Raw genomic sequence first — 16,579 nt, forward strand, 5'->3', positions numbered from 1 at the left:
GCCGCCCCCGCAACGGGGTATGCGGCACTCATGAGCCCACTACCGTCGCAGACTGCCACGCCGGTGCGGTTGACGCTGGCCGGCAGCGCCCGCCCCGACACCGTGACGGCGTGGCGCCGCGCCCTGCACCGGTGGCTGCAGCACGAGGTGCGGGCGCCCGACGACGTGCGTGACGACGTGGTGCTGGGAGTCAACGAGGCGCTGGCCAATTGCGTCGAGCACGCCTACCGCTCGCACCGCGGAACCGGCGCGATGAAGCTGCAGGCCAGCTACGACCCGGGCGCCGAGTCGATCCGGGTGTGCGTGAGCGACCGCGGCCGGTGGCAGAGCCCGTCGTGCCGGCTGTCGAGCGACCCACGCGCGTCCCGCGGCATCATGCTGATGCACAACCTGGCCGAGCACTGCACCATCCACGCCCGCCCGGACGGTACCAACGTCTACCTGGATTACGCTCTCGACCCGAATCCCGTTGGTGCTCAACGGGTTTGAAGGCGATTAGCTGCCAACGGGTGCCGACGGGGTGAACTTCACCGGCAACGGGTCGTCGCAGGCCAGCGCCATGTCGGGCAGACAGTGCTGCACCGGAAACCGGCCGGGCCGCAACGGGTAAGCGGCGCAGCGCTTCTCAGACGCCGGCGGCCAGCTCCAATTCCTTCAAGGACGCCTCCAGATGGCCGAGCATCCGCTGCAGATGCGGCACGCTGCGCCGGCAGCCGACGAGGCCGAAGTCGAGGTTGTCGGCGTTGTTGGTCACGGTGATGTTGACCGCCTGACCGTCCAGCGGGATGGACAGCGGGTAGTTGCCGTCCAGCCGGGCGCCGCGCCAGTACAACCGCTCCGAGCGGCCGGTCGACACGTTCGAGATGACGATGTTGAACGGCGGCGAGGCCGTCGACAGGTAGCCGGGGATGAGCCCGAAGAACAGCCCGCCGATGTTGAAGGCGGACAGCGCCAACTGCTGCACCGGCGGCAGCTGCCAGAACACCTCCTTGGTGTCGCGGATCGATGCGCTGATGATCTCCAGCCGCTTGGCGGGGTCGTCCAGGTCGGTGGCGAGGTTGCACAGGAAGGTGCCGACCAGGTTGCCGCCGCGGTCGTCGTCGGGCTTGCGCAGGTTGACCGGAACCATCGCGGTGAGCGGGGCGTCCGGCAGGGCGTTCTGGTCGAGCAAGTAGGCGCGCAGCGCGCCCGACGACATCGCGAGGATGACGTCGTTGACCGTGGCGCCGGTGGCCGCCTTGACCGCGTTGATGCGCTCCAGCGGCCAGGACTGCGCGGCCACCCGCCGGGCGCCGCCGATGCGGACGTTGAACATCGAGCGCGGCGCCTGAAACGGCAGGGTGAGTTGCTGTTCGAGCAACGCGGCCCGGGCGAGCTTCAGCGTGGACGGCGCCAGGGCGAGCGCCGACCCGGCGGTGCGGCCGGCCCGCTCGAGCAGCGACGGGCGTCGGCGTGGGCCGCGCTGGCGCGGCGCCAGGCTCCAGGGCACCCGGACCTCGTCGTCGTCCGGATCGGGGGTGAAGGCCCGCTGCACCAGCCGCAGCGCGGACACCCCGTCCATCAGGGAGTGGTGGTACTTGGTGTAGACGGCGTACCGGCCGTCCTGGAGGCCTTCGACCAGATGGGCCTCCCACAGCGGGCGGTGCCGGTCGAGCAGGCTGCCGTGCAGCCGGGACGCCAGCTCCAGCAGGTCGCGCACCCGTCCGGGTTCGGGCAGCGCCGAGCGGCGCAGGTGGTAGTCGAGCTCGACCTCCTTGTCGACCGACCAGGCCAGGTTGGTGACGCCGCCGAAGAACGCCGGGTGCTTGCGGAAGGTGGGCTGCACGTCGGTGCACTCGAGCATCGCCTGATAGCTCTCGCGCACGAAATGCGGGCCGGCGTCCGGCGGCGGCTCGAACAGCTGCAGCGAGCCCACGTGCATCGGATGCTCGCGTGACTCGCCGATGAGGAACAACGCATCCGTCGGTGAAATCGGTTCCATGGTTGTCGCACCCGCCTGTCGCCTCTGTCGCCTGTGGCGCCGTGATCGCCGCCCGCGGTCTGGACGGCCTACCTCCTAATAGCCCGAGCGCGCGTCGGCCACACCCGAATGTGCCGGTGTCTAACGCCCGGTGGCCTGGAAGATGACGCGCCGCGCGATCTCGACGGCGTGGTCGGCGAAGCGTTCGTAGAAGCGGCCCAGCAGCGTGGCGTCCACCGCGGCGGCGACGCCCGGCGTCCACGCCGGGTCCATCAGCACCGACAACAGCCGGCGATGCAACTCGTCCATCGTGTCGTCGTCGCGGCGGATCTGCGCCGCCCGGCGCGGGTCCTGGGACAGCAGCACCTCGCGCGCACCGGCGGCCAGCGCCTCGGCCGCCTCACCCATGGCCGCGATGATCGGCCGCACCTCCGCCGGCACGGCGCTGTCGGGGTGGCGCCGGCGGGCGATCTCGGCGACGTGCACCGCCAGCTCGACCATCCGCTGGGCGTCGGCGGCTATCCGCAGCGCGCTGACCACCGCGCGCAGATCCGTGGCCACCGGCGCCTGCAACGCCAACAACGCGAACGCGGTCTCCTCGGCCTGCAGGCCCAGGGCGGCGATGCTGTGCTGGCGGGTGATGACGCCCTCGGCCCTCAACAGGTCGGCGTCCAGCAGCGCGTGGGTGGCCTGCGCGATCGCGTCGGCGGCCATTGCGCACATCTCGGCGAGCCGCGCGTTGAGCAGACACAGCCGCCGGTGGAAACCGGACCTCATCCGTGACGGATAACCCGTCACCGCCAAATAAACGTGTGCGCGATAAACGTGCCCGTCCTAGCGGACGTCGTTGGCCAGCGCGCGGGCCTCCCGTTCGGTTTCCACCGCGGGCCCCGAGCCCGGCAACGGTTTGCCGGCGACCTCGGGGGTGAACAGCAGCGTGACGGCCCCCACCGCGCCACCGAAGATCAGCATGTAGGCCGGCACCATCACGTTGCCGGTGGCCGACACCAGCGCCTGGGCGATCAGCGGGGTGACGCCGCCGACCAGCGATATCGAGATGTTGTAGGAGATGGCCAGCGCCCCGTAGCGCACGTTGGTGGGAAACAGCGCCGGCAGCATGGCCGGTCCGGTGCTGTCGAAGCACAGTTCCATCAGCCCGATCAGCAGCACGCCGATGAAGATCACCGGATACACGCCGCCGAATCGGATCAGCAGGAACGCCGGCACCGAGGCCCCGATCAGCAGCGCGCACCCGGTCCACATGATGGGTTTGACGCCGATGCGGTCGGACAGGCTGGCGACGGCCACCACCGTGGCCATCAGGATGGCCAGCGTGGTCACGATCATCACCAGCCCGGCCGTGTGTCCGACGCGCACGAACAGCCGGAGATAGGTGGGCAGATAGCCGGTGAGCATGAAGTCGGCGACCTGGGAGGTCAGCACCAGCGCCGCGCAGATCAGCATCGGCCGCCACTGCTGCGCCACCGTGCGCCGGATCTGTTGGCGGCCTTGGCCGCCCGGCGTGTGCGGGCTGTCGTTGGCGCTCTGGTAGGCCGAGGACTCTTCCAGCCGCAGCCGCAGGTACAGCGCGACCAGACCGAACGGCAGCCCCAGCAGCAGCGGAATTCGCCAGCCGTAGCTCAACATGTCCTGGTCGGGCAGCCAGGTCTGCAGCCCGGTGACCAGCATGCCGGCCAGCACGAACCCCACCAGATTCCCCATCGGCAGGAAGCCGACCATCATGCCGCGCTTGTGGTCGGGGGCCTGCTCCACCAGGTAGGTCATCGCGCCGACGTACTCGCCGCCGGTGGACAGACCCTGGAATATCCGGGCGATGACGAGCAGGATCGGCGCCCAGATGCCGATGCTGCTGTAGGTGGGCAGCAGGCCGGTGGTGGTGGTGCTGACCGTCATCATCAGGATGGTGACGACCAGCACCCGGTGGCGGCCGATGCGGTCGCCCAGCGGGCCGAAGATGAACCCGCCGAGCGGACGGACGACGAACGCCGCGGCCAGCGTGCTGAAGGTCGCGATCAGGTGCAGGCCGCTGACGCTCTTACCCGGATAGAACACCTCGGCGAGCGTGGTCGCGATGTACCCGTAGACACCGAAGTCGTACCACTCCATGAAGTTTCCGATCGCGGTGCCCATGATGGTTTGACGCATCGCTGGATCGGCGACCCTGATTTCTTTACGTGCCCATTTCCTCCGGCGGCGGCGAATACCCATTGACTGATGGCTTACCCGAAACTTTCCGGGCACGAACCAGCGGGGGTGGGCTAACAGCGGTGACCGCGCTGCGACCGGGCCCGGTCGCAGCCGCTCGGCCACCTCGGGCGACACGCGCCGCGGGGGCGTCAAAGGCCAGCTAGGGCGGGGTACTGCGGTTCGGCGGCGACGGTGTCGCGCGCGGTGTGCGGCGGCGTCCGGTTATTCGCGTCACGTTTGGCTCGATCGGGCCGGTCATTGGCCCTTGAGGCTGCCGATGCGCAGCGAGAATTCGGCCGGTTTGGGCGGCTGGGCGTTCTGGACCTGCTCGACGTAACCGGCCGGGTCGCGATCGATGATCGGCAAGCCCTCGGTGGTGGGATGCTCGGCCATGAACTCGGCGTACTGGCGCCCGAGCGCTTCGCGCAGGCCGATCGGGGCGGTGCGCCGGAAATCCGACAGCCCTTCGCGTTCCTCCTCGGCCATGTGGTCGTCGTTGGCCTCGCGGGTGCGTCCCACCGCGGCCCACCACTGCTCGGTGCCCGGCTGGGCCGCGTTCGCCGCACGCACCCCGTCGCGGATGTCGTTGTGATCGCCGATCGCGTCGAGGGTCTCGCCCTCGGCGTCCGCACTGCCGCGCTTGAGCAGCTGGGGATAGAAGATCTTCTCCTCGATGTAGGCGTGCACGTCGAGCTTGTCGGCGAGCGGCCGCCACACCCGCTGCAGCGCGTCCCGGTCGTCGGCGGCCTGGGCCTGCAGGTAGTCGAGCCGGGCGAACTGCTCGCGGAACCAGTCGTGGTCGGCGAGGATCAGCATGGTGATGTCGGCCATCCGCGTCCTGCCTTCCGCCGGTCGATCTGGGCTGGCCTACCCGGCTTTCCGGCCCGGCTAACACCGCGCCCCGAGGATCAACCCAATTGACGCCCAGGTAAGCGATCTGCCGGCCGGGGGCCGCCGACGCGGCGGATACACTGAGGCAGCCGCGAGGCGACCAGCCACGGTCGCGCCCGTCAAACCCGATCAGAATAAGTCAGAGGTTGTGCCTTGTCCGAGAACACCGGCGATGCCGTCAACTTGCAACCGCATTTCGACGACGTCCAAGCGCACTACGACCTGTCCGACGAGTTCTTCGCGCTGTTCCTGGACCCGACCCGGACCTACAGCTGCGCGTATTTCGAGCGGGACGACATGACGCTGGAAGAGGCGCAGATCGCCAAGGTCGACCTGTCGCTGGGCAAGCTGGGATTGCAGCCGGGCATGACCTTGCTCGACATCGGCTGCGGCTGGGGCACCACGATCGTGCGCGCGCTGGAGCGTTACGACGTCAACGTCGTCGGCCTCACGCTGAGCCGCAACCAACAGGCGCACGTGCAGCGCCGGCTGGACAACCATCCGTCCCCGCGCAGCAAGCGGGTGCTGCTGCAGGGCTGGGAGCAGTTCGACGAGAAGGTCGACCGCATCGTGTCGATCGGTGCCTTCGAGCATTTCGGCCGCGACCGCTACGACGACTTCTTCAAGATGGCCTACGCGGCGCTCCCGGACGACGGCGTGATGATGCTGCACACCATCATCAAGCCCAGCGACGAGGAGTTCGCCGAGCGCGGCCTGCCCATCACCATGACCAAGCTGCGCTTCATGAAATTCATCATGGACGAGATCTTCCCGGGTGGAGACCTGCCCCAGGCCAAGGGCGTCATCGAGCACGCGCAGCGGGCCGGCTTCGGTGTGCAGCGGGTGCAGGCGCTGCGCCCGCACTACGCCCGCACCCTGGACACCTGGGCCGCCGCGCTGCGGGCGCGCCGCGACGAGGCCATCGCGATCCAGTCCGAAGAGGTCTACGACCGCTACATGAAGTACCTGACGGGTTGCGCGGACCTGTTCCGTGAGGGCTACACCGACGTCGCGCAATTCACCCTGACCAAGGGCTGACGTCGGGCCTGCGCCCGGCGCGGTTTACCGGCGCATTCCGGTAGGTAGCTCCAAGGCAACACCCCAATCCCCGCTTTGCGCAGCGTATTTCACGGTCAACGACCGGGTGGTCGCGGTCGCGGCCTGACCGCGATTGGCCGAATCTTCATGCGCGACGGGTGTTTCCATTACCCTGATAGCCGATCCGGCCACGGGAGGCGCCATGAGCGAGCACGAAGCGAAGATGATCATCTTGTCGACCGACGACCTGGACGAGTCGATCCGGTTCTACAGCGAGACCCTGGGTATGCCGCTGAAGTTCCGCGACGGGGCGCACTTCGCCGCGCTCGACGCGGGCCCGGTCACCCTGGCGCTGGCGACCGCGGTGGACCACCCGATCCCCGGCCAGGTGGTGGTGGGCATCAAGACCGCCGACGTCGACGGCGCGGCCAGGGCCGTCGAGGCCAGCGGCGGCGGCATCGTCAAGGGCCCCTACGACGATGCTCACGAACGACGCGCCGTGGTCTACGACAACAAGGGCAACGGCCTGGTCTTCTACAAACCGTTGGGCCGGTAGCGGCGCTCGCGCGCGAGAGTGCCGGCGCGCGACTACTTTCCGGTGCGCTCGCGGTGTTTGCACCCCGGCCAGCAGCAGGGCCGCCGCTTGCCTTCCTCCAACTCCTCGACGGTGCGGCGGATGCGGCGCTCCCGGGTCGCCTGCTGCTTGGCGTCCTCGACCCAGCAGATGAACTCGTTTCGGGCCAGCGGCGTGATGTCGTTCCACGCGACGAGCGCGGTGGCGTTGCCGATCAACGATTCGCGCAGGTCGGCGGGTAGCTTGTGCACCACCCCGCCGGGCAGTGGCCGGCCGCTCATCGGGCCACCAAATGCGCGCTGTCGTCGTGTAATTCGTCGCGGCGCAACGTCATCGGGGTGGCGGCGGGGATGTCGCCGCCGGCGATCACCGCGCGGGTGATCGGGGTGAGCGCCTCGAACAGCGTCTCCACCTCGTCGTCGGTCAGCGCGTCGAGCGCCGACAGGGCCAGCGCGTCGGTGGTCGCTTCGATGTGGTCCTTGCACTGTCGGCCGGCGGCGGTCAGCGCGCCGTCGCCGTCGAGCAGGCCGCGCTCGGCGAGGCGCTGTTCGTGCCGGCGCCAGGATGCCTCGTCGTAATCGCGGGTGCGGGCGATGTAGTCGCGCGACACGTTGCCCGCCGCGGCGTGCAGGACGTTGGACTCGCGACCGGAGATGCCGGCGGCGGCCAGCACCGCCACGTGCGCGTCACCGCGCTGCTCACGCAACAGCGTCGTCGCGTGCCACAGCGCGGCCAGCGGATCCTCCGGCCAGGGCAGCGCCAGATTGGCGGCGAACAGCGGGCGCCCGTCCAGCGGTGCTCCCCGGGCCGCCTTGGCCGCGAGTTCGGCTGCCACGGCGACGTTTTCATCCGGGCGCAGGCCATAGCGGCGCAGCGCGGCGACCGCGGACTCCTGCCGCGCCCGAAGCGCGGCCTGCGGGCCCGCGATCTCCCAGGCCGCCGGCAGCGCCTTGGCCACCCGTTCGGGGGCGAAGTTGTAGAAGATCGCGGCCACCACCTCGCGCGGCACCGCACCCAGCGGCGCCGAGCGGGCCGCGAAATAGCCCATCCAGAATCCGCGGTAGCCCAGGGCGTCCAGCGCGGCCCGCGCCTCCGGCGCGAAGTACGTCACCGCGTGCACCGGCTCGTAGCGATCGAAGAAGCGTCGGGCCAGCAGCGGTTGTCGTCGCATGCTGGCAGTTAACCATTGGTTGCCGGACCCACCAAGCGCGAATCCCCGGCGTCGGAGTCGGCGTCGGTGGTCGGGAGCCGTCGTGCGATGACGGCCAGCGCGTGCTCGGCCCAGCGAATGTTGTCTTCCTCGAAGGAGATTCCGCGGATCAGCGTGAGGTACGGGCCGATCCGTTCGGCGCGGGCCAGGTAGTCCTCTTCGCTGCGGCCGTCCAGCAGGCGGGCCCGCAGTCGTTGGTAGCGCGCCAATTTCGCGGTGGCCCAGTCCCGTCGCTCGCGGATGGCGTCGCGGACCGCCCGCATGTCGCCGGCGTCGGCGGCCTGGACCTTGATCAGCAGTTCGTCGCGGATCACCGACGGCCGCGGCGCCGTCGCGGTGAACCGCCGGATCGCCGCGCGCCCGGCCGCGGTCAGCGAGAACATGCGCTTGTTGGGCCGGCGCTGCTGGTGCACCACCCGCGCCCGGATCAACCCCTGCCCGGCCAGCCGGTCGAGCTCCCGATACAGCTGCTGAGGGGTGGCCGGCCAGAAGTTCGCGACCGAGGCGTCGAAGTCCTTGGCCAGGTCGTATCCCGACGATTCGCCCTCCAGGAGGGCGGCCAACACCGCGTCACGCAGCGACACCGGACGATCATACAACCACATGAATAATCAATAAAGTGACTAAGCGCACGCTGGACATATGCGGCCGATCGGCCTAGCGTCAACCCCACCTACTCAACAAGTTGACTATGCGAGGTCGCCGATGCATCCGTTCCGCCGGGCCGTCGAAGAGCGCGACGAGCAGGCCATCCAGGCGCTGCTGGCCGACACTGTGGTGTTCACCAGCCCGGTGGCGTTCAAGCCCTACGTCGGCAAGCCGATCACCGCGGCCATCCTGCGCGGGGTCATGCAGATCTTCGAGGACTTCCGGTACCTCCGCGAGATCGGCGACCCGGGCGGCCGCGACCACGCCCTGGTGTTCGAGACCGGCATCGCCGGGGCACCCGGGATCAGGATCACCGGCTGCGACTTCCTGCACTGCGACGACGACGGTCTGATCGACGACTTCATGGTGATGGTGCGGCCGCTGTCGGGTGCGACGCCGTTGTCCGAGGCGATGGGCGCCCAGTTCGCGCGCATCCAGCAGGAGGCGGTCGAATTGGCCAATCGATTCGGCACCGCGTAGAAGTAGTGACCATGCGGATCGGATTGAGCATCAACTATGCGGGCGGTTTCAAGGACGTGGCCGCCGAGGTGGCCGACCTGGAAAACGCCGGGCTGGACATCGTTTTCGTGCCCGAGGCGTACTCGTTCGACGCGGTGAGCGCGCTGGGCTACCTGGCGGCGAGCACCCAGCGAGTCGAGCTCGCGTCGGGCATCCTGCAGCTCTACACCCGGACGCCCACCCTGACCGCGATGACCGCGGCCGGCCTGGACTACGTCTCCGACGGACGGTTCACCCTCGGCCTGGGAGCGTCGGGTCCGCAGGTGATCGAGGGCTTCCACGGCGTGCCCTACGACGCCCCGATCGGGCGTACCCGCGAAGTGATCGAGATCTGCCGCCAGGTGTGGCGGCGCGAGCCGGTGCAGCACCGGGGCAAGCACTACACGATCCCGCTGCCCGCCGACCGGGGAACGGGGCTGGGTAAACCGCTCAAGCTCATCAATTCGCCTGTCCGCGAACGGATTCCGATTCTAGTGGCCGCGCTGGGGCCCAAGAACGTCGAGATGGCGGCCGAGATCGCCGAGGGCTGGCAGCCGATCTTCTATCTGCCCGAGAAGGCGCGCGACGTGTGGGGCGAGTCGCTGGCCGCCGGCCGGGCCAAGCGCGCCGCCGAGTTGGGTGAGCTGGAGATCTACGCCGGCCCGGTGTTGGCCATCGGCGAAAACACCGAGCCGCTAAGGGAATTCGTCAAGCCGCACCTGGCCCTCTACATCGGTGGGATGGGCGCCAAGGGCAAGAACTTCTACCATGCGCTGGCCACCAAGTACGGATACGGCCCGCAAGCCGACCGGATCCAGGAGCTCTACCTGGCCGGCGACAAGGACGGGGCCGCCAAGGTGGTGCCGGATGATCTGGTGCGCGACGTGAACCTGATCGGCAGCCGGGAGTTCGTCAAGGAGCGGGTGGCGGCGTTCCGGGAGGCCGGGGTGACCACCTTGAACGTGGCGCCGATGGCGTCCACCCCCGCCGAGCGGGTCAAGCTGATCGAGGCCCTGCGCCAACTGGTGTGACGCGTACCGGGCAGGCGCGTCGGCTCGACGAAATCAGTTCTGCCGGTGGTCATCTCGTCGCAGCCGGGCCGCTCTGCCGACCGCCGCCGTTACGGCCAGCACCGCCATGCCGGACAGGATCGCCGTCGCGACCCCGGGGCGAACGCTGGCCAGTATCAGCGGCAGCCCGAAGCCGATGTAGGTGACCACGTAGAACAGCCCGGTCAGGCCGCCGCGCAGGCGTTGCGGCGCGGCGGCCTCCAGATCGATCAGCCCTTCGCGCAGACACAATCCGGACGCGCACCCCAGGACCACGAACAGCGGTACGCCCAGCGCCGGGGTCAGGGTGGACGGCGCCGCGGCGGCCACCGCGTAACCGAGGGCGGCCAGCACCGCGCCGGCGGTGCCCGCCTGAGGCCCCCAGCGCAGCGCCCGGGCCAGCACCTGGACCGCGCCACTGACCCCGTTGACGATCAGGGTGGCGGTGCCGGCGGCCACCGGAGCGGCCAACGCGGTGTGCAGCCGGCCGGGAATGGTGACGAAACCCAATGTGGCCGAGGCGAACACCCACGGCGCCAGTGGCATCGCCCAACTCAACGCCCGCGAAATACCCTGCGGCGCAGCATCCGCCGTCTCCTCGCCGTCAGGATCCGCCGGCGCCGTCACCGGGGACGGCTGCGGCGCGGCGACGACGGCGAACGCCGCCAGCGCGAGGATCGCGGCGGCGAGCGCGAACGACGCCCGGACGCCCGAGGGTCCGGCCCAGGCGAGCACGCCCCCGGCGAACGGCCCCACGGCGAAACCGGCGGTGAGCACCGCTCCGGCGGTCGCGGCGCCGGCGGGACCTCTCAGATCGGACGCCCAGGCGGTGCCTGCACTGATGGCCAGGCCCACACCGAGCCCGACGATCAGGCGTCCCGCGAACAACGCGGGGCTGTGCTGGGACAGCAGCATCGCCACCGTCCCCACCAGCGCGGCCGCCGAACCGGTCAGCGCCACCGGCCGGCGCCCGAGCGCGTCCGAGGTTCGGCCGCCGACCAGCAGCCCGGGCAGCAGGCCCAGCGCGTAGATCCCGAAGATCCCGTCGAGCGTGGTGGTGGCGAGGTGGTCGCGGTCGCTGATCGCCGGCATCAGCCCGACGAAGTGATTGGCGACCCAGCCCGTGGCCAGCAGCAGGCCCAGCACGCCGACGAACAGCGGTGCACCGGTGGGTGGCTGGGGGTCCGTTCGGCCGGGGCGGTTGCGGGCGGCGCGCACGTTCGACGACATCACTGACGGTAGTAACACACGGTCACCGGGCCGGTTATTCCCGCGCCGGCCGACCGTCCCGCCGGGGGCCGGCGTGCAAACATGGCTTCGGTCGGTGCGCACCGCACCGCGGGGTTTGAAATCAGGCAATTCGGTGTACAGATACCACTACTCGTCCCGGAGGAAGGCAAATGATGAAGTACATTGCGGCAGCCGCGATCGCGCTCTCCGTCCTGCTGTCCAGCGCGTGTTCGGCCTCACAGGTCATCAACACCGGCGGCGACACCAAGTGCAAGGACTTCACCACACAGGACGAAAAGAAGCAGAACGACGAAGTCAGCAAGATGCTCAAGGACAAGAGCGGCACCGATCCGAGCAACGTCGAGATCTCTGCGACGCGGCTGTCGGCGATGACGTACTGCCAGACGGTCGGGAAGCCGGACACCAAGATCTCCGAGGCGCCGCACGGCTGACGGCCGGCCGGTCTTCGAATCACGATCACCGCAAATCTAGTGGGCGCTGCCGCGGGTTCCTAGGCTGCCCGGGTGGTCTCGACCAACCCGGCGCCGGCACGTGTGACGCTTCGCCACGTCGATCGGACGTTCGGAACGCACACCGTGCTGCGCGACGTCGACGTCGAGATCGAACCGGGTGCGGTGGTCGCGCTGCTCGGAGCGTCCGGTAGCGGCAAATCGACGCTGCTGCGGCTGGTTGCCGGGCTGGACCGGCCCAGCGGGGGCCGGATCGAAATCGACGGCAAGGCGGTTCGCGGGATCGACCCGCGCTGCGCCGTGGTGTTTCAGGAACCGCGGCTGCTGCCGTGGCGGTCGTTGGCGGCCAACGTCGCCTTCGGACTGCCGCGCGGCACCGAGCGGCCGGAAAGAACTGCGGCCGTGCAGCGTTGGCTCGACGTCGTCGGCCTGCGCGAATTCGCCGGCCACTACCCGCGTCAGGTCTCCGGCGGCATGGCCCAACGCGCCGGCCTGGCGCGTGCCCTGGCGCGGCAGCCCAGCGTCCTGTTGCTCGACGAACCGCTGGCCGCGCTGGACGCGCTGACCCGGTTGCGGATGCAAGACCTGCTCGACGCGGTGCAGCAACGGGCCGGTACCACAACGATTTTGGTGACGCACGACGTGGAGGAGGCCGTGCTGCTGGCCGATCGGGTGCTGATCCTGCGCGGCGAGGAGGGCGGCGCGGCGACCGTCGCGGCGACGCACGACGTGGCGATCCCCAAGCCGCGCGACCGCGGTGATCCGCGCATCGCCGCGCTGCGCGAACAGTTGTTGGAGGAAGTCGGTGTGCCGCGACGCGGATACGCCATCGAACAGGAGGCGAAAACGTCGTGAGGCCAAGGCATCTGACGGCATTGGCGGTGGTCGCCGCGGTCACCGCGGTGTCCGGCTGCGGTTCGAGCAGCGGCACCACGACTACCAAGGACCTGCACCTCGACTACGCGTACTACAACCCGCTGAGCCTGGTGATCCGCGACCAGCAGCTGCTGGAGAAGAAGGGCTACCACGTCACCTGGGTGCTCTCCCAGGGCAGCAACAAGGCCAACGAGGGACTGCGGTCCAAGGCCCTGGACTTCGGCTCCACCGGCGGTTCCCCCGCACTGCTGGCGCGGGCCAACGGCACCCCGATCAAGACGGTCGACGTCTACGCCCGGGGCGAGTGGACCGCGCTGGTGGTCGCCAAGAACTCGCCCATCAACGCAGTGGCCGATCTGAAGGGCAAGAAGGTCGCGGTCACCAAGGGCACCGACCCGTACTTCTTCCTGTTGCAATCGCTTGCCACAGCGGGGCTTTCGCCCGCCGATATCGAGATCGTCAACCTGCAGCACGCCGACGGCAAGACCGCGCTCGAACGCGGCGACGTCGACGCATGGTCCGGATTGGACCCGTTCATGGCCGAGACGATCCAGCAGCAGGGCTCCCGCATCATCTACCGCAACCCGGATTTCAACTCCGGCGGTGTGCTGAACGCTCGCGAGGATTTCATCACCGCCCACCCGGATTCCGTCCAGTTGGTGGTCGACACCTATGAGGAGGCCCGCAAGTGGGCGAAGACGCACCCGGCCGAGCTGGCGGCATTGCTGGCCTCGCAGGCGAAGGTGAGCCAGAGCGTGGCCCAGGAGGAGCTGGGTCGAACGGCTTTGGACATCGACCCGGTGCCGGGGGATTGGCTGCGCGCCGTGCTGACCCGGATCGAGCCGCTGGCGGTGGCCGACGGCGACATCAAATCCGACGACGCCGGACGCAACGCACTGAACACTCTGATCGAGCCGAAGTACGCTCGGCAAGCCCGCTGACGCCGCGCTCCCGGCGGCTGGGCGGGCTCTCGATCGGCCTGATCGTCCCGGCGCTGCTGCTGGTGGCGTGGCAGCTCGCCACCGCCGTCACCGGATTCTTTGCGCCCAGCCAACTTCCGCCTCCCGGCGACGTGGTGGCCGCGTTGAGCGACTTGGCGCGGCACGGCGAACTGTGGACGCACCTGAGGGCCAGCGGCTGGCGGGTGCTGGCCGGATATGCGTCCGGGGCGGCCGCGGGGCTGGCGCTGGGTTCCCTCGTCGGGCTGTCGGCCGCCGCGCGCAGGCTGCTGGCGCCAACCGTGGCCGCATTTCGCACCGTGCCCTCGTTGGCCTGGGTTCCGTTGCTGCTCTTGTGGTTCGGTATCGACGAGACACCCAAGATTCTGATGGTGGCCGTCGGCGCGTTCTTTCCGGTCTACACGACGACGGCCTCGGCGCTGTCCCACATCGACGCCCACCTGGTCGAGGTGGGGCGAGCCTACGGTCGGCACGGGGTGTCGCTGTTGACCGCGGTGCTGCTGCCCGCCGCGGCGCCGGAACTGGTGAACGGGTTGCGATTAGGCCTGGCCAATGCCTGGCTGTTCGTGGTGGCGGCCGAGCTGATCGCCTCCTCGAAGGGACTCGGTTTCCTGCTGATCGACAGTCAGAACAGCGGGCGCACCGACGTGATGCTGCTGGCGATCGTGCTGCTGGCCGGGCTGGGCAAACTCAGCGACGCCGCGCTGGGCGCCGTCGAGACCCGGATCGCCCGGCGGCGCGGCTAATCGAGCAGCAGCTCCGCGGGTATGTCGCCGGACAGCGCGGCCCGCGCCAGCAGTTCGCCGAGCAGCGGACCGAACTTCATCAGGTTGGCGCCGACGAACGCCAGCACCCGGCCCCGCCGCGCCACGGTCCAGCCGTCGCCACCCGAATCCAGCCACGGCGCGCGGACACTGACGCAGTCCACCCGGTCCACCGCCACCAGCGACGGGAACAGGGCGCGCACCGTCGCGGGGTCGGCGACCTCCTGCCCGAACGCCCACCGCCCGGTGCCGCCGAGCGGCAACCCGTAGCCCTCGGGCGCCGACAGGCACGCCGCTCCGGTCGCATCCGCGCCCCGGTAGGTGAACCGGGTGTGCGGCACGAAGCCGACGCCGAGCGGGCCGAACAGCTTCGGCGTCGCCACCCCCGCGCAGATCAGCACCCGATCGGCGCGCAGCACGGTGCCGTCAGCGAGCACCGTGCGGCCGTCGTCGGCCACCGACACCACCTCACCGCACCGGATGACGACGCGGCGTGCCAACGCGGTCAGCGCGCGGCGGATCCGCAGGCTGCCGCCCAGCGGATCGAAAATTCCTGTCTCCCAGGGCACGTCGGCGAACGGGATCCGCTCGGCGATGCCATCCCGATCCAGCCGGGAGAACGCGGCGCCCGCCCGCTTCATGGCCTGCGCGACCCCATCCGCTGCGGCGCCGGCGGCGATGAAGCCCTCCGAACCCAGCAGCCGCCCCACCCCGAACTCGGCCTCCCACCGCTGCCAGCCCGCCCGCGCGGCAAAAGCCAACCGGCACAACGCCTCTCGCCGGTGGGCGATCCGGAAGATCCGGGCCAGCCCGGCGGACTGCTCGCCGAACGGCTGCCCTTTTTCCAGCACAACCACGTCGTCGTGTCCGCGGCGCGAGAGCTCCTGGGCGGCCGCGAGGCCGCACACCCCCGCACCGATGACCACGATCATCAGAAGAAGAACCCGGCGTGCGGCGCCTCGGGCACCGCGAACAGCCGATCGGCGACCGCCAGCGCCCCCGGATCGCGGGCCCGGGCCAGCCCGGCCACGGCGAGGTCGCGCCACGTGGTGCCGCCGAGCAGCACGGCGGCCAGCCCCTCGACGTCGACATCGACGTCGGCCGGCCCGTCGGCCACCGCGACACCGCCACCCGCGATGCGCAGGCACACCGAATTGTCCTGCAGCAGAGGGTCGTTGACCGCGACGGTGAGCGTCTCGTCGCCGCAGTAGCCGCGGGCGGCCAGCGCCGCCCGCGCGTCGACCACGCGGAGCCACGTCTCGTCGTGTACCGCGGTGACCCGCACCGCCCGCCGGTCGGCCAGCAGCCAGGGCAGCGGATCGTCCAATGGCAGCATCCAAAATTGCACGCGGTCAACCAGATCCAGGCCGAGCAGGAACCGCAGCAACCCGAGGTAGGCCTCGGCGGTGGGCGCGAAGAAGTCCTCGACCACGATGGTGCGCTCGTCGCTGACGAACCACCGCGCGGTGTCGATCGGGCGGTAACGGACGAAACCGGTTTCGGACCCCGGCGCGCCATGCACCGCGACATACGTTGGACCCGGGGCGGATTCGGTGCGCAACCGCACACCCTGCCACCACACCCGCGGGCGGTCGATGGTGCCCGGGCGCGCCGGGCGATGCTCGGCGTAGATCCGGGGCAGCACCTCCCACGCCTGCGCGGTATCCAGTAATCGCACCGGGCCGCCCGGCCCGACGTCGCGGCGCAGCGCCGCTCGCGCGGTGTGCACCGTCACCGATTGCGACGAGCTCGCGACGCCGTAGCCGTAACGACCGTAGATCGTCGCCTCCGAGGCCCGCAGCGTCGCCACCACCTCGTTGCGTGCCGCGAAGTCGCGCAGCTGATGGCGCACCAGGGCGGTGGCGATGCCCTGCCGGGTGAACGACGGCAGCACCCCGATGTGGGTCACGGCCGCGTGACCCACCAGCGCCCCGCCGGGCAGCGTCAACCGGCTGGTCACCGCGTCGGCGGTGCCGACGAGTTGCCCGCCGGCGTAGGCCCCGATCGTGCGGCCCGGCTCGAGCAGCGTGCCGATCTGGCCGGGTGCCAGCCCCGCCAGCGGCGCGAACCCGACCATGGCGGTGCGGAACACGTTGGCGGCGGCAATCAGGTCGTCTTCGTCCTCGAGAACCCGGATCTCGATAGCCATGCCGCCATCATGTCGCGCGCGGCCGGTGGCGCCGCCCGCGGGAGGTCGCTACCCG

19 protein-coding genes are annotated in these 16,579 nt (G+C 70.0%); 9 read left to right on the plus strand and 10 right to left on the minus strand.

Translation table 11 applies throughout. The features are described 5' to 3' along the window. Window positions 1-63 precede the first annotated feature (63 nt). On the plus strand, window positions 64-489 hold the full coding sequence (locus MAA44156_RS02130) for an ATP-binding protein (protein WP_009974321.1): 426 nt from the start codon (window positions 64-66) through the stop codon (window positions 487-489). A gap of 136 nt (window positions 490-625) precedes the next feature. On the opposite strand, the gene MAA44156_RS02135 is transcribed toward MAA44156_RS02130, so the two are convergent. From MAA44156_RS02135 to MAA44156_RS02150, 4 genes are all read right to left on the minus strand, one after another. Beyond that, entirely contained in the window at window positions 626-1,981 is a 1,356-nt protein-coding gene (locus tag MAA44156_RS02135; protein WP_009974325.1) for a WS/DGAT/MGAT family O-acyltransferase, read from the minus strand. 120 nt (window positions 1,982-2,101) lie between these two features. Next, the gene (phoU, locus tag MAA44156_RS02140; protein ID WP_009974326.1) at window positions 2,102-2,737 is read right to left on the minus strand and encodes a phosphate signaling complex protein PhoU; all 636 of its coding nucleotides are present in this window, start codon (window positions 2,735-2,737) and stop codon (window positions 2,102-2,104) included. A 57-nt stretch (window positions 2,738-2,794) separates the two neighbouring features. Continuing rightward, window positions 2,795-4,126 carry an MFS transporter gene (locus MAA44156_RS02145; protein WP_029248337.1) on the minus strand — a complete coding sequence of 444 codons (1,332 nt, stop codon included), beginning with the start codon at window positions 4,124-4,126 and terminating at the stop codon, window positions 2,795-2,797. A 297-nt stretch (window positions 4,127-4,423) separates the two neighbouring features. After that, window positions 4,424-4,999 carry a hemerythrin domain-containing protein gene (locus MAA44156_RS02150; protein WP_009974329.1) on the minus strand — a complete coding sequence of 192 codons (576 nt, stop codon included), beginning with the start codon at window positions 4,997-4,999 and terminating at the stop codon, window positions 4,424-4,426. Between the two features lie 213 nt (window positions 5,000-5,212). Between MAA44156_RS02150 and MAA44156_RS02155 the strand changes: the two genes are divergently transcribed. Next, window positions 5,213-6,097, plus strand: a complete 885-nt coding sequence (locus tag MAA44156_RS02155; RefSeq protein ID WP_009974331.1) for a cyclopropane mycolic acid synthase family methyltransferase — start codon at window positions 5,213-5,215, stop codon at window positions 6,095-6,097. Between the two features lie 202 nt (window positions 6,098-6,299). Then, window positions 6,300-6,653 carry a VOC family protein gene (locus tag MAA44156_RS02160; RefSeq protein WP_003876345.1) on the plus strand — a complete coding sequence of 118 codons (354 nt, stop codon included), beginning with the start codon at window positions 6,300-6,302 and terminating at the stop codon, window positions 6,651-6,653. Between the two features lie 32 nt (window positions 6,654-6,685). Here MAA44156_RS02160 and MAA44156_RS02165 read toward each other — a convergent pair whose 3' ends face one another. From MAA44156_RS02165 to MAA44156_RS02175, 3 genes are read right to left on the minus strand one after another with little or no spacing between them, the layout of a single operon-like run. Beyond that, window positions 6,686-6,952, minus strand: a complete 267-nt coding sequence (locus tag MAA44156_RS02165; protein ID WP_009974333.1) for a YdeI/OmpD-associated family protein — start codon at window positions 6,950-6,952, stop codon at window positions 6,686-6,688. Continuing rightward, window positions 6,949-7,842, minus strand: a complete 894-nt coding sequence (locus tag MAA44156_RS02170; protein ID WP_009974334.1) for an SCO6745 family protein — start codon at window positions 7,840-7,842, stop codon at window positions 6,949-6,951. The genes MAA44156_RS02165 and MAA44156_RS02170 overlap by 4 nt, the downstream gene beginning before the upstream one ends. An 8-nt stretch (window positions 7,843-7,850) precedes the next feature. Then, window positions 7,851-8,465, minus strand: coding sequence for a PadR family transcriptional regulator (locus MAA44156_RS02175; protein WP_011723359.1), 615 nt, complete (start codon window positions 8,463-8,465; stop codon window positions 7,851-7,853). Window positions 8,466-8,586: 121 nt separating this feature from the next. Here MAA44156_RS02175 and MAA44156_RS02180 point away from each other — a divergent pair, with 121 nt between their 5' ends. Both MAA44156_RS02180 and MAA44156_RS02185 read left to right on the plus strand, forming a co-directional pair. Next, window positions 8,587-9,009 carry a nuclear transport factor 2 family protein gene (locus MAA44156_RS02180; protein WP_009974336.1) on the plus strand — a complete coding sequence of 141 codons (423 nt, stop codon included), beginning with the start codon at window positions 8,587-8,589 and terminating at the stop codon, window positions 9,007-9,009. Window positions 9,010-9,020: 11 nt separating this feature from the next. Next, a complete protein-coding gene (locus MAA44156_RS02185) occupies window positions 9,021-10,058 on the plus strand; it encodes an LLM class F420-dependent oxidoreductase (protein WP_009974337.1) in 1,038 nt (345 codons plus the stop codon). Window positions 10,059-10,091: 33 nt separating this feature from the next. Here MAA44156_RS02185 and MAA44156_RS02190 read toward each other — a convergent pair whose 3' ends face one another. Next, a complete protein-coding gene (locus MAA44156_RS02190; protein ID WP_011723362.1) occupies window positions 10,092-11,309 on the minus strand; it encodes an MFS transporter in 1,218 nt (405 codons plus the stop codon). Between the two features lie 167 nt (window positions 11,310-11,476). Here MAA44156_RS02190 and MAA44156_RS02195 point away from each other — a divergent pair, with 167 nt between their 5' ends. The 4 genes from MAA44156_RS02195 (at window position 11,477) to MAA44156_RS02210 (ending at window position 14,357) form a co-directional block, all read left to right on the plus strand. Next, on the plus strand, window positions 11,477-11,758 hold the full coding sequence (locus MAA44156_RS02195) for a hypothetical protein (protein WP_003876352.1): 282 nt from the start codon (window positions 11,477-11,479) through the stop codon (window positions 11,756-11,758). Between the two features lie 102 nt (window positions 11,759-11,860). Beyond that, entirely contained in the window at window positions 11,861-12,631 is a 771-nt protein-coding gene (locus MAA44156_RS02200) for an ABC transporter ATP-binding protein (RefSeq protein WP_009974339.1), read from the plus strand. Further along, on the plus strand, window positions 12,628-13,593 hold the full coding sequence (locus MAA44156_RS02205; RefSeq protein WP_011723364.1) for an aliphatic sulfonate ABC transporter substrate-binding protein: 966 nt from the start codon (window positions 12,628-12,630) through the stop codon (window positions 13,591-13,593). The genes MAA44156_RS02200 and MAA44156_RS02205 overlap by 4 nt, the downstream gene beginning before the upstream one ends. Before the next feature lie 62 nt (window positions 13,594-13,655). Next, window positions 13,656-14,357: an ABC transporter permease gene (locus MAA44156_RS02210; RefSeq protein ID WP_009974342.1), complete on the plus strand. Its 702-nt coding sequence runs from the start codon at window positions 13,656-13,658 to the stop codon at window positions 14,355-14,357. On the opposite strand, the gene MAA44156_RS02215 is transcribed toward MAA44156_RS02210, so the two are convergent. Both MAA44156_RS02215 and MAA44156_RS02220 read right to left on the minus strand, forming a co-directional pair. Continuing rightward, window positions 14,354-15,307 carry an NAD(P)/FAD-dependent oxidoreductase gene (locus tag MAA44156_RS02215; protein ID WP_009974343.1) on the minus strand — a complete coding sequence of 318 codons (954 nt, stop codon included), beginning with the start codon at window positions 15,305-15,307 and terminating at the stop codon, window positions 14,354-14,356. The two genes, MAA44156_RS02210 and MAA44156_RS02215, sit on opposite strands and share 4 nt — an antisense overlap. Beyond that, window positions 15,307-16,524 (minus strand): GNAT family N-acetyltransferase, encoded by a 1,218-nt coding sequence (locus tag MAA44156_RS02220; RefSeq protein ID WP_009974344.1) that lies wholly within the window; start codon window positions 16,522-16,524, stop codon window positions 15,307-15,309. The genes MAA44156_RS02215 and MAA44156_RS02220 overlap by 1 nt, the downstream gene beginning before the upstream one ends. Window positions 16,525-16,579: the final 55 nt, after the last annotated feature.

It is taken from the genome of Mycobacterium avium subsp. avium (assembly GCF_009741445.1).
Taxonomy (GTDB): Bacteria; Actinomycetota; Actinomycetes; order Mycobacteriales; family Mycobacteriaceae; genus Mycobacterium; species Mycobacterium avium.

Coding starts and splice junctions, on each gene's coding strand:
- MAA44156_RS02170 (WP_009974334.1), bottom strand. CDS start 7,842: ATGCGACGACAACCGCTGCTGGCCCGACGCTTCTTCGATCGCTACGAG.
- MAA44156_RS02160 (WP_003876345.1), top strand. CDS start 6,300: ATGAGCGAGCACGAAGCGAAGATGATCATCTTGTCGACCGACGACCTG.
- MAA44156_RS02215 (WP_009974343.1), bottom strand. CDS start 15,307: ATGATCGTGGTCATCGGTGCGGGGGTGTGCGGCCTCGCGGCCGCCCAG.
- phoU (WP_009974326.1), bottom strand. CDS start 2,737: ATGAGGTCCGGTTTCCACCGGCGGCTGTGTCTGCTCAACGCGCGGCTC.
- MAA44156_RS02150 (WP_009974329.1), bottom strand. CDS start 4,999: ATGGCCGACATCACCATGCTGATCCTCGCCGACCACGACTGGTTCCGC.
- MAA44156_RS02185 (WP_009974337.1), top strand. CDS start 9,021: ATGCGGATCGGATTGAGCATCAACTATGCGGGCGGTTTCAAGGACGTG.
- MAA44156_RS02145 (WP_029248337.1), bottom strand. CDS start 4,126: ATGCGTCAAACCATCATGGGCACCGCGATCGGAAACTTCATGGAGTGG.
- MAA44156_RS02165 (WP_009974333.1), bottom strand. CDS start 6,952: ATGAGCGGCCGGCCACTGCCCGGCGGGGTGGTGCACAAGCTACCCGCC.
- MAA44156_RS02180 (WP_009974336.1), top strand. CDS start 8,587: ATGCATCCGTTCCGCCGGGCCGTCGAAGAGCGCGACGAGCAGGCCATC.
- MAA44156_RS02135 (WP_009974325.1), bottom strand. CDS start 1,981: ATGGAACCGATTTCACCGACGGATGCGTTGTTCCTCATCGGCGAGTCA.
- MAA44156_RS02220 (WP_009974344.1), bottom strand. CDS start 16,524: ATGGCTATCGAGATCCGGGTTCTCGAGGACGAAGACGACCTGATTGCC.
- MAA44156_RS02195 (WP_003876352.1), top strand. CDS start 11,477: ATGATGAAGTACATTGCGGCAGCCGCGATCGCGCTCTCCGTCCTGCTG.